At 60.7% G+C, this 10990-nt stretch carries 11 protein-coding genes; 5 read left to right on the forward strand and 6 right to left on the reverse strand.

Translation table 11 applies throughout. The features are described from left to right. Positions 1 to 227: YkgJ family cysteine cluster protein (locus D6877_RS21420; protein ID WP_178083729.1), on the reverse strand; the 227-nt coding region annotated here is incomplete at its 3' end. A 146-nt stretch (positions 228 to 373) separates the two neighbouring features. Here D6877_RS21420 and D6877_RS21425 point away from each other — a divergent pair. After that, positions 374 to 1684, forward strand: a complete 1311-nt coding sequence (locus D6877_RS21425) for an FAD-binding oxidoreductase (RefSeq protein WP_130912042.1) — start codon at positions 374 to 376, stop codon at positions 1682 to 1684. Positions 1685 to 1817: 133 nt separating this feature from the next. Here D6877_RS21425 and D6877_RS21430 read toward each other — a convergent pair whose 3' ends face one another. Further along, the gene (locus D6877_RS21430; RefSeq protein ID WP_130912043.1) at positions 1818 to 2060 is read right to left on the reverse strand and encodes a DUF1127 domain-containing protein; all 243 of its coding nucleotides are present in this window, start codon (positions 2058 to 2060) and stop codon (positions 1818 to 1820) included. A 175-nt stretch (positions 2061 to 2235) separates the two neighbouring features. On the opposite strand from D6877_RS21430, the gene D6877_RS21435 reads away from it, so the two are divergent. Beyond that, positions 2236 to 3657 (forward strand): PLP-dependent aminotransferase family protein, encoded by a 1422-nt coding sequence (locus D6877_RS21435; protein ID WP_130912044.1) that lies wholly within the window; start codon positions 2236 to 2238, stop codon positions 3655 to 3657. A 61-nt stretch (positions 3658 to 3718) separates the two neighbouring features. Continuing rightward, complete coding sequence (locus D6877_RS21440; RefSeq protein ID WP_130912045.1) at positions 3719 to 5287, forward strand: phospholipase D family protein; 1569 nt, start codon at positions 3719 to 3721, stop codon at positions 5285 to 5287. Positions 5288 to 5391: 104 nt separating this feature from the next. Here the strand turns inward: D6877_RS21440 and D6877_RS21445 are convergent, their stop codons facing one another. After that, positions 5392 to 6537, reverse strand: coding sequence for an MFS transporter (locus tag D6877_RS21445; RefSeq protein ID WP_130912046.1), 1146 nt, complete (start codon positions 6535 to 6537; stop codon positions 5392 to 5394). 261 nt (positions 6538 to 6798) lie between these two features. Next, the gene (locus tag D6877_RS21450; RefSeq protein WP_016772556.1) at positions 6799 to 8292 is read right to left on the reverse strand and encodes an aldehyde dehydrogenase; all 1494 of its coding nucleotides are present in this window, start codon (positions 8290 to 8292) and stop codon (positions 6799 to 6801) included. Positions 8293 to 8528: 236 nt separating this feature from the next. Here D6877_RS21450 and D6877_RS21455 point away from each other — a divergent pair, with 236 nt between their 5' ends. Then, positions 8529 to 8891, forward strand: a complete 363-nt coding sequence (locus tag D6877_RS21455; protein ID WP_016772555.1) for a cupin domain-containing protein — start codon at positions 8529 to 8531, stop codon at positions 8889 to 8891. 161 nt (positions 8892 to 9052) lie between these two features. Here D6877_RS21455 and rpmG read toward each other — a convergent pair whose 3' ends face one another. Continuing rightward, the gene (rpmG, locus tag D6877_RS21460; RefSeq protein WP_016772554.1) at positions 9053 to 9208 is read right to left on the reverse strand and encodes a 50S ribosomal protein L33; all 156 of its coding nucleotides are present in this window, start codon (positions 9206 to 9208) and stop codon (positions 9053 to 9055) included. Between the two features lie 11 nt (positions 9209 to 9219). Then, positions 9220 to 9453 (reverse strand): 50S ribosomal protein L28, encoded by a 234-nt coding sequence (gene rpmB, locus D6877_RS21465; protein ID WP_007920377.1) that lies wholly within the window; start codon positions 9451 to 9453, stop codon positions 9220 to 9222. A gap of 446 nt (positions 9454 to 9899) precedes the next feature. Between rpmB and D6877_RS21470 the strand changes: the two genes are divergently transcribed. Continuing rightward, positions 9900 to 10990: ABC transporter substrate-binding protein (locus D6877_RS21470; RefSeq protein ID WP_130912052.1), on the forward strand; the 1091-nt coding region annotated here is incomplete at its 3' end.

A 10990-nucleotide genomic window follows, 5' to 3' on the forward strand; every position in this document is an offset into this window, starting at 1 on the left:
CAGATCAGCGGTCGCTCTTCATACACCGTGCAGCCATTCGGCCCCAGGTGCACACAGTTGAGTTCTTTCAGCGCGGCATCCTGTTCGGCGCGGGTTTTGCGCGGCAGCCGGGCCATTTCCTCGGGCGAGGTGGTCACCGGCCCGCAGCAGTCATGGCAGCCCGGCACGCATTCGAACGTGGGAATCTGCTGACGCAGGGTGCGGATTTTCTGACTGTTACAGCTCATCGAAACGGTGACCAAAGTGGCGGGCTGATGATTGTGCCGCAAAAGCCCGGATCCAGACACCGCAGGCCGACCGATGTTGCCCACGTTCGGGCGCGCGGCTTATGCTCCGTCAAATTTTCTCGACACTCAGCCGTTGGATGATGCCCATGACCGCCCGCGCCCAGACCACCGCGAGCCAACCCCACGTTGCCTCTTATTACGCCGCCAGCAGCCTGCCACAGCCTGATCACCCCGTGCTGCAAGGCGAGGTGGTGGCTGATGTCTGCGTGGTGGGCGGCGGCTTTTCCGGGTTGAACACGGCATTGGAACTGGCCGAGCGCGGTTTCAGCGTGGTGTTGCTGGAAGCGCACCGGATCGGCTGGGGCGCCAGCGGCCGCAACGGCGGGCAGTTGATACGCGGTGTCGGTCACGGCCTCGATCAGTTCGCCAATGTCATCGGTGCCGACGGGGTGCGCGAGATGAAACTCATGGGCCTTGAGGCCGTGGAGATTGTTCGCCGGCGCGTCGAGCGTTTCAGTATTGCCTGCGACCTGACCTGGGGCTATTGCGATCTCGCCAACAAGCCTTCCGATCTCGACGGTTTTGCCGAAGATGCCGAAGAGTTGCGCGGCCTCGGTTACCGCTACGAAACCCGCTTGCTGCAAGCGAACGAAATGCACACAGTGGTCGGCTCCAAGCGCTACGTCGGCGGCTTGATCGACATGGGCTCCGGACATCTGCATCCGCTGAATCTGGCGCTGGGCGAAGCGGCAGCGGCGCAGCAACTGGGCGTGCAGTTGTTCGAGCGTTCGGCGGTGACGCGCATCGATTACGGCCCCGAAGTGAAGGTGCACACGGCGCAGGGCTCGGTGCGGGCCAAGACGCTCGTGCTGGGCTGCAATGCCTATCTCAATGACCTCAACCCGCAACTGAGCGGCAAGGTGCTACCCGCCGGCAGCTATATCATCGCCACCGAACCGCTGAGCGAAGAGCAGGCGCACAACTTGCTGCCGCAGAACATGGCGGTCTGCGACCAGCGGGTGGCGCTGGATTACTACCGGCTCTCGGCGGATCGACGTTTGCTGTTCGGCGGCGCGTGTCATTACTCGGGACGCGATCCGAAAGACATCGGCGCCTATATGCAGCCGAAGATGCTTGAAGTGTTCCCGCAACTGGCCGGGGTGAAAATCGATTATCAGTGGGGCGGAATGATCGGCATCGGTGCCAACCGCCTGCCGCAGATTGGCCGGCTCGCCGAGCAGCCGAACGTGTATTACGCCCAGGCCTACTCCGGGCATGGGGTGAATGCCACCCACCTGGCCGGCAAGCTGCTGGCCGAAGCGATCAGCGGGCAGCATGGCGGCGGCTTTGATCTGTTCGCCAAGGTGCCGCACATCACCTTCCCGGGCGGCAAGCATTTGCGCTCGCCGTTGTTGGCGTTGGGGATGTTGTGGCATCGGCTGAAAGAGTTGGTCTGAGGGTATCTCGGCGGCCCTTGATCCGCTTTCGCGAGCAGGCTCGCTCCCACAGTAAACGCGTTTATTCAGGCAGCACGCGGTCACTGTGGGAGCGAGCCTGCTCGCGATGAGGCCCGCAAGAACAATACATATCTCAGATCCGCCAAAACGGCTTCAACCCCTCCTCCCTTGCCTGCTCCCGCGTCAGCCCGACATCCTTGAGCTGCTCCGGCGTCAGTCCCAGCAACGCTTTGCGCGTGTGCAGACGATGCCAGAACAGATCCCAGCGACTGAGGCCGGATGGTGCGTTACGCAGCAGATTGCGCGCGCTGTCCTTCTGCCCTGCCGCCAGTTCCTGACTGTGTAACGTCAGCCGCACATCGCTCAAGCCGTTCATTTTCGTTGCTCCTGTTTACTTGGGTAGCCAGAGATTCCATGATGCGCGGGCGGGAAAAACCATTACAGACTCAACGAACCTGTATTAACTCCATACAGATTTGCCGATTCACTGACTGAATGACTGATTTTTGCCGCATCTGTACTGGTTTCCACCAAGACGCACCGAGGCCGTCATGACTCTGTATGTAAACCTCGCCGAATTGCTCGGCACTCGCATCGAACAAGGCTTCTATCGCCCCGGCGATCGTTTGCCGTCAGTGCGCGCCTTAAGCGTCGAACATGGAGTCAGCCTGAGCACGGTGCAGCAGGCGTATCGGGTGCTTGAAGACAGCGGCCTCGCCACGCCAAAACCCAAGTCCGGCTATTTTGTGCCGGTCAGTCGCGAACTGCCGGAATTGCCCGCGGTCGGCCGTCCGGCGCAACGGCCAGTGGAGATTTCGCAGTGGGACCAGGTGCTGGAATTGATCCGCGCCGTACCGCGCAAGGACGTCGTGCAATTGGGCCGTGGCATGCCCGATGTTGGCTCACCTACCATGAAGCCGCTGCTGCGCGGACTGGCGCGTATCAGTCGCCGGCAGGACATGCCCGGTCTGTATTACGACAACATCCACGGCAACCTCGAACTGCGCGAACAGATCGCGCGCCTGATGCTCGATTCCGGCTGTCAGTTGAGCGCCAGCGATCTGGTGATTACCACTGGCTGCCACGAAGCCCTGTCCACCAGCATCCACGCGATCTGCGAGCCGGGTGACATCGTCGCGGTGGACTCGCCGAGCTTCCACGGCGCCATGCAGACCCTCAAAGGCCTGGGCATGAAAGCCCTGGAAATCCCCACCGACCCGCTCACCGGGATCAGCCTCGACGCCCTTGAACTGGCGCTGGAACAGTGGCCGATCAAGGCCATTCAGCTCACCCCAAACTGCAACAACCCGCTCGGCTACGTCATGCCCGAATCGCGCAAACGCGCGCTGTTGACGTTGGCCCAGCGTTTCGACGTGGCGATCATTGAAGACGATGTGTATGGCGAACTGGCCTACACCTATCCGCGCCCGCGCACGATCAAATCCTTCGACGAAGACGGCCGCGTGTTGCTCTGCAGCTCGTTCTCCAAGACCTTGGCGCCGGGGCTGCGCATCGGCTGGGTGGCGCCGGGCCGATATCTCGAGCGGGTGCTTCACATGAAATACATCAGCACCGGATCCACCGCGCCGCAACCGCAGATCGCCATCGCCGAATTCATCAAGGCCGGCCATTTCGAGCCGCACTTGCGGCGCATGCGCACGCAGTACCAGCGCAATCGCGATGCGATGATCGATTGGGTGACGCGCTACTTTCCCGCCGGCACTCGCGCCAGTCGCCCGCAAGGCAGCTTCATGCTCTGGGTGGAGCTACCGGACGGTTTCGACACGCTGAAACTGAATCGCGCGCTGCACGATCAAGGCGTACAGATTGCCGTCGGCAGCATCTTTTCCGCCTCGGGCAAGTACCGCAATTGTCTGCGGATGAACTACGCTGCCAAACCAACAGCGCAGATCGAAGAAGCGGTGCGCAAGGTCGGCGCTGCGGCAATCAAACTGCTCGCTGAGACCGACTGACCTTTTTTGCGCGCCCGGCGTCCAAATTGCCGACCCCAGCCGCCAACCGGAATGATCCTACGTGAGCTTCAGACAGCCCCTACTCGCTTCACTGATACTCGCCTCGTTCCTCAGCGGCTGCGCCAGCCTCGATGTGCCGCGCGAACCAAGCCAGGCCCTGCCGGCGTCGGACTCCAGCTTCGGCCGTTCGATTCAGGCTCAGGCCGCGCCCTACAAAGGGCAGTCGGGGTTTCGCCTGCTCTCCGACAGTGGCGAGGCGTTTACCGCCCGGGCCGAGCTGATTCGTCATGCCCAGGTCAGCCTCGATTTGCAGTACTACATCGTCCACGACGGCATCAGCACGCGGATGCTGGTGGAGGAAGTGCTCAAGGCGGCCGACCGTGGCGTGCGCGTGCGCATCCTGCTCGACGACACCACCAGCGACGGCCTCGACCAGATCATCGCCACCCTGGCGGCGCATCCGCAGATCCAGATTCGTTTGTTCAATCCGTTGCACCTGGGGCGCAGCACCGGCGTAACGCGCGCGGCCGGACGACTGTTCAATCTGTCCGTGCAGCACCGGCGCATGCACAACAAACTGTGGCTGGCGGACAACAGCGCGGCCATCGTCGGCGGGCGCAATCTGGGCGATGAATATTTCGACGCCGAACCCAACCTGAATTTCACCGACATCGACATGCTCAGCATCGGCCCGGTGGCCGAACAGCTCGGACACAGTTTCGACCAGTACTGGAACAGCGCGCTGAGCAAGCCGATCGACGAATTCCTCTCCAGCCAACCGACTGCCGCCGACCTGCAAAACACGCGCACGCGCCTGGAAGAATCGCTGGAAGAAACCCGCAAGCAGAACCACGCGCTCTATCAACAGTTGATGAAATTCACCACCGACCCGCGCATGGACATCTGGCGTAAAGAGCTGATCTGGGCCTGGAACCAGGCGCTGTGGGATGCGCCGAGCAAGGTCCTGTCCAAGGGCGAACCGGATCCGCATCTGCTGCTGACCACACAACTGGCGCCGGAACTGACCGGTGTCAGCAAAGAGCTGATCATGATTTCCGCCTACTTCGTGCCGGGTCAGCCAGGGCTGGTCTACCTGACCGGGCGCGCCGATGCCGGAGTCTCCGTGAGTCTGCTGACCAACTCACTGGAAGCCACCGACGTGCCGGCGGTGCATGGTGGTTACGCACCCTATCGCAAAGCGTTGCTTGAGCACGGGGTGAAACTCTATGAACTGCGCCGCCAGCCTGGGGATAACTATGGCAGCGGGCCGCGCCTGTTCTACAGCCGCTCGTATCGCGGCTCGGACTCCAGCCTGCACAGCAAGGCGATGATCTTCGACCGGCGCAAATCGTTTATCGGCTCGTTCAATTTCGACCCGCGCTCGGTGCTGTGGAACACCGAAGTAGGGGTCCTGGTCGACAGCCCGGAACTGGCCGAGCACGTGCGCGCACTGGCACTGCAAGGCATGGCGCCGACCTTGAGTTATCAGGCGAAACTCGAGGACGGCAAGGTCGTCTGGGTCACCGAGGACAACGGCCAGATGCACACCCTGACCAAGGAGCCGGGGAGCTGGTGGCGGCGCTTCAACTCGTGGTTCAGCACCAGCGTCGGCCTGGAGCGGATGTTGTGATCCTTTGTGGGAGCGAGCCTGCTCGCGAAAACGGTTTCACATCCAGCAAATGAGCTGACTGGTGCACCGCTTTCGCGAGCAGGCTCGCTCCCACAGGGATGCGCTCAGACTGCTTCGGCCGATGTGCCAAAGGCCCCTTGGCGCAACAACAAAAGCACCAGGCCAAACGCCCCCGCCGCCATCAACAGTGGCAACGCATGCCCATTGATCCACTGACTCCCCGCCCCTGCCGCCAACGGCCCGACCAGACAACCGACACCCCACAACTGCGCGATATGCGCATTGGCGCGGACCAGCGCATCGTCTCGATAACGCTCGCCAATCAGAATCAGCGACAGGGTGAACAAGCCGCCGGCACTGGCACCGAACAGCACCCACAACGGCCAGATCAGCAGCGTGTCGAGCAACATTGGAATGGCCAGACTCGACAGCATCAACACCACCGCGCAACCAGCAAACAGCGTGCGCCGCGACAGGTAATCGGCCAACGCGCCGATCGGCAATTGCAGCAGCGCATCGCCGACCACCACCGTGCTAACCATGGCCAGCGCAATTTCGGCGGTGAACCCTTGTTGCAGGCAGTACACCGGCAGCAGCGTCAGAATCATCGCCTCGAACGCGGCGAACAACGACACCGCCCAGGCAATCGCCGGCAACTCGCGGGCGAAGCCCCATAGATCGCCAAACGTGACGCTGTTGGCTTCACTGCTCGGCGCACCGCTGCGCCCCAGCAGCAGAAAGGGCGAAAGCGTCAGCAGACCGACCCCGACCCAGAAACCGTAATCATGCTCGGTACCGAGCGCCCCCAGCAGCAGCGGACCAGACAGTTGGCTCAACGCATAGCTGCTGCCATACAGCGCGACCAGTCGCCCACGCCACTGCTCGACCACCAGTTGATTGATCCAGCTCTCGCCGAGGATGAACACGATGGTCAGGATCACCCCGATCAGCAGGCGCAGCAGTAGCCAGATCGGATAACTTGGCAGCAGCGCCAGCAGGCCGATCGACAGTGCCCCGGCCCAGAGGCACAGTCGCATCAGGTTCGCCGTGCCGAAATACGCGGCGAGATGGCTGGAAATCTTCGCCCCCAGCAGCACGCCGATTGCCGGCATGGCTGCCATCACGCCGATGGCGAACGAGCCATAGCCCCAGCCCTCCAGACGCAACGACACCAGCGGCATGCTGACCCCCAGGGCCAGGCCGACACTCAAGACAGACGCCAACACGGCGAAATACGTCGCCCACCGCATGTTCCACGCTCCTGTGGATATTCTTTTTGTATTCACCCAAAACACTGTGGGAGCGAGCCCCTGTGGCGAGGGGATTTATCCCCGTTGGGTCGCGCAGCGGCCCCAAAACCTGCAACCACGATGTATCAGGTACACCGCGTGCAATGGTTTAGCGACTGCTTTGCAGCCGAACGGGGATAAATCCCCTCACCACAGAGGCTCGCTCCCACAGGGGATCTCTGTAGGTTCGAGAGCCTGATTAACTCAGGCTCTCTTAATGAATTACAGCTTGATCCACGTCGCCTTCAGCTCGGTGTACTTGTCGAAGGCATGCAGCGATTTGTCGCGACCGTTGCCCGACTGCTTGAAGCCACCGAACGGCGCGGTCATGTCGCCGCCATCGTACTGATTGACCCACACACTACCGGCGCGCAAAGCCTTGGCGGTCAGGTGTGCCTTGGAGATGTCCTGGGTCCACACCGCTGCGGCCAGACCATATGGCGTGTCGTTGGCGATCTGGATGGCTTCTTCGGCGCTGTCGAAAGCGATCACCGACAACACCGGACCGAAAATCTCTTCCTGGGCAATCTTCATCGCGTTGCTCACACCATCGAAAATGGTTGGCTCGACGTAAGTGCCACCGGTCTCCTGGAGGATGCGCTTGCCGCCGGCGACCAGTTTGGCGCCATCGCTATGGCCGGATTCGATGTACGACAGCACGGTGTTCATCTGCTGGGTATCGACCAGCGCGCCGACGTTGGTCGCCGGGTCCAGCGGATTGCCCGGCTTCCAGGCTTTCAGCGCCTCGATCACCATCGGCAGAAATTTGTCCTTGATCGAACGCTCGACCAGCAGGCGCGAACCGGCGGTGCAGACTTCGCCCTGGTTGAAGGCGATGGCGCTGGCGGCGGACTCAGCGGCGGCCTGCAGATCCGGCGCATCGGCGAAGACGATGTTCGGGCTCTTGCCACCGGCTTCCAGCCAGACGCGTTTCATGTTCGATTCGCCTGCATAGACCATGAGTTGCTTGGCAATCTTGGTCGAACCGGTGAACACCAGCGTGTCGACGTCATTGTGCAGACCCAGCGCCTTGCCGACGGTGTGGCCATAGCCCGGCAGCACGTTGAGCACGCCTTTCGGAATCCCGGCTTCAATGGCCAGCGCAGCGATACGGATGGCGGTCAGTGGCGATTTTTCCGACGGCTTGAGAATCACCGAGTTACCGGTCGACAGCGCCGGGCCGAGTTTCCAGCAGGCCATCATCAGCGGGAAGTTCCACGGCACGATAGCGCCGACCACGCCCACCGGCTCACGGGTTACCAGCCCCAGTTGATCATGTGGAGTCGCGGCGACTTCGTCGTAGATCTTGTCGATCGCTTCGCCGCTCCAGCTCAACGCCTGCGCCGCACCCGGCACGTCGATGTACAGCGAATCGCTGATCGGCTTGCCCATATCGAGTGTTTCCAGCAGCGCCAGTTCTTCGGCGTGCTGTTTCAGCAGGCTGGCGAAGCGGATCATGGTGGCTTTGCGCTTGGTCGGCGCCAGGCGCGACCAGACGCCGGAATTGAAAGTGGCGCGGGCGTTTTCCACGGCACGGTCGGCATCAGCGGCATCACAGCTGGCGATCTTGCCGAGCAGACGGCCATCGACCGGGCTGATGCATTCGAAGGTTTCGCCGGAGACGGCGTCGGTGTATTCGCCATTCAGGAAGGCGCGGCCTTCGATTTTCAGATCGCGGGCGCGTTGTTCCCAGTCGGCACGAGTCAGGGTGGTCATTCGGGTGTCCTCCTCTTATTGAATACGAGCACCGCAAGCGCTGCGGCGCTGTTCAAGAATTCTGCCCGGCCAGCCTGCACTTTCGGCCCGAGGCACCCGCCACCCTAAACCAGCGACCGGGTTTGTTTCAATATATTTGACATAAGCTGGCCATACGGCCTTGCGGTGTTCATTTTAATAAACATAGACTTTGGCCCATTCCAGCCAACGCGCCGTCATTAGCGGAGAAAACAACAATGAACATCCAGAACGTCGTCGACATCAGCCTCGCCAGCAGCGAAGCCGAGCGGTATCGCCCGGACCCGGCGAAGGTGCTCAAGGGCGATCCTGAGCAGGCGGTGTTTCATCAATACGACAGCCCTTGTGGGCAAATGGGCGTGGGTGTGTGGGAAGGCGCGGTGGGTCAGTGGACGGTGAATTACACCGAGCATGAGTACTGCGAGATTCTGCAGGGGGTTTCGGTGTTGCGTGACAGCGATGGCAATGCCAAGACCTTGCGCGTTGGCGATCGCTTCGTGATTCCGGCGGGGTTTCGCGGAACCTGGGAAGTGCTGGAGGCTTGTCGCAAGGTTTATGTGATCTTTGAACAGAAGGCTTGAGTCTTTGCGCTGATTTTACCGGCCTCTTCGCGAGCAGGCTCGCTCCCACATTCGAACGCATTCCATTGTGGGAGCGCAGGACAGGCAACACCAAATCCACGGCAAACAAAAAAGGCCCGTATCTCACGATACGGGCCTTTTTCGCAGTCAGGAAAAATCAATTACTTGATTTTGCCTTCCTTGTACATCACGTGCTTGCGAACAACCGGATCATATTTCTTGATCTCGATTTTGTCCGGGGTAGTACGCTTGTTCTTGTCGGTAGTGTAGAAGTGACCAGTACCGGCGCTCGAGATCAAACGAATCAATTCACGCATGATTAGCTCCCTTAAATCTTGCCATCGCGGCGAAGTTCGGCGAGCACGACAGTGATGCCACGCTTGTCGATGATACGCATGCCTTTGGCAGATACGCGCAGACGCACAAAACGTTTCTCTTCTTCAACCCAGAAGCGGTGATGCTGCAGGTTCGGCAGGAAACGACGACGGGTTTTGTTGTTTGCGTGGGAAATGTTATTCCCAGTCACCGGACCCTTACCGGTAACTTGACATACTCTCGACATGCCTCAGCCCTCTAAAACCACATGCCCAACCCGGCATGGGTTGGCCGCTTAATCTCTCAGTCATTTGGCGCCAGGCGCCGCGTTTCTTTAGAGGTCTTACCGGCTACACCTACAGTGAAGGAACCGGGCCCCTAGAAAAGAGCGCTGCTTTATACCAGAAAGACCGGGGTGCAACAACAATCGGTGTGCAATCAATCGGCAAAAGGGCGATTTTTTCCGCCGCAGACGCCTTGAACAAAGGCTGCGGCCAGTTTTGACCACTCGTCGCAGAAATCCCGCCCTACAGCCGATTCAGACTTTTCATCTGGCTGCCCACGCTCGAAACCGTGCAAGAGTGCGCCTGAAAATGCAAAAAGGGGATAGTCATTTGCAATTCAGAGCTCTAGGGTAGGACTTTTCCAGACTGCACTTGCAGATGGGCCTTCGATCTGTAAAGGAAACCGACCATGCGCCTCGCTGCCCTACCTCTGTTGCTCGCCCCGCTCCTGCTGAGCCCCCTCGCCCAGGCCGCCGCGCTGAGCGTGTGTACCGAGGCCAGCCCTGAAGGGTTCGATGTGGTGCAGTACAACTCGCTGACCACCACCAATGCTTCGGCCGATGTGCTGATGAACCGTCTGGTGGATTTCGACACTGCCAGTGGCAAGGTCATCCCAAGCCTCGCCGACAGCTGGGAAGTCAGCACCGACGGCCTGACCTACGTGTTCAAGCTGCACCCGCAGGTGAAATTTCATACAACCGACTACTTCAAACCGAGCCGCGAGCTGAGTGCCGAAGACGTCAAGTTCAGCTTCGACCGCATGCTCGACCCGGCCAACCCGTGGCACAAAGTCGCCCAGAGCGGCTTCCCCCATGCGCAGTCGATGCAACTGCCGAGCCTGATCAAGAAGATCGACGCCCTCGACCCGCTGACCGTGCGTTTTACCCTCGACCATCCGGATTCGACCTTCCTCGCTACCCTGAGCATGGGTTTCGCCTCGATCTATTCCGCCGAATATGCCGACAAACTGATGAAGGCCGGCGCCACCGACAAACTCAACAGCCAGCCGATCGGCACCGGCCCGTTCGTGTTCAATCGCTTTCAGAAAGACGCGGCGATTCGCTACAAGGCCAATCCGGACTATTTCCGTGGCAAGCCTGCGGTCGACCCATTGATCTTCGCCATCACGCCGGACGCCAACGTGCGCCTGCAAAAGCTGCGGCGCAATGAATGCCAGATCGCCCTGTCGCCAAAACCACTGGACGTACAGGCTGCGCTGAAGGAGCCGACGCTGAAAGTCGAAAAGACTGACGCGTTCATGACCGCTTTCGTGGGCATTAACAGCCAGCATCCGCCACTGGACAAGCCGGAAGTGCGCCAGGCGATCAACCTCGCTTTCGACAAGGCCAACTACATCAAAGCCGTGTTCGAGGACACCGCCGAGGCGGCTAACGGCCCTTACCCGCCGAACACCTGGAGCTACGCGAAGAACCTGCCGGGCTATCCGCACGACGTGGCCAAGGCCAAGGCGCTGCTGGCCAAGGCCGGCTTGAAGGATGG

Source organism: Pseudomonas sp. Sample_9, from assembly GCF_004307535.1.
Taxonomy (GTDB): domain Bacteria; phylum Pseudomonadota; class Gammaproteobacteria; order Pseudomonadales; family Pseudomonadaceae; genus Aquipseudomonas; species Aquipseudomonas mercuritolerans.

Excerpts from the sequence above, each read along its gene's own strand:
- D6877_RS21445 (WP_130912046.1), bottom strand. The coding sequence starts at position 6,537 with ATGCGGTGGGCGACGTATTTCGCCGTGTTGGCGTCTGTCTTGAGTGTC.
- D6877_RS21455 (WP_016772555.1), top strand. The coding sequence starts at position 8,529 with ATGAACATCCAGAACGTCGTCGACATCAGCCTCGCCAGCAGCGAAGCC.
- rpmG (WP_016772554.1), bottom strand. The coding sequence starts at position 9,208 with ATGCGTGAATTGATTCGTTTGATCTCGAGCGCCGGTACTGGTCACTTC.
- rpmB (WP_007920377.1), bottom strand. The coding sequence starts at position 9,453 with ATGTCGAGAGTATGTCAAGTTACCGGTAAGGGTCCGGTGACTGGGAAT.
- D6877_RS21450 (WP_016772556.1), bottom strand. The coding sequence starts at position 8,292 with ATGACCACCCTGACTCGTGCCGACTGGGAACAACGCGCCCGCGATCTG.
- D6877_RS21430 (WP_130912043.1), bottom strand. The coding sequence starts at position 2,060 with ATGAACGGCTTGAGCGATGTGCGGCTGACGTTACACAGTCAGGAACTG.
- D6877_RS21435 (WP_130912044.1), top strand. The coding sequence starts at position 2,236 with ATGACTCTGTATGTAAACCTCGCCGAATTGCTCGGCACTCGCATCGAA.
- D6877_RS21425 (WP_130912042.1), top strand. The coding sequence starts at position 374 with ATGACCGCCCGCGCCCAGACCACCGCGAGCCAACCCCACGTTGCCTCT.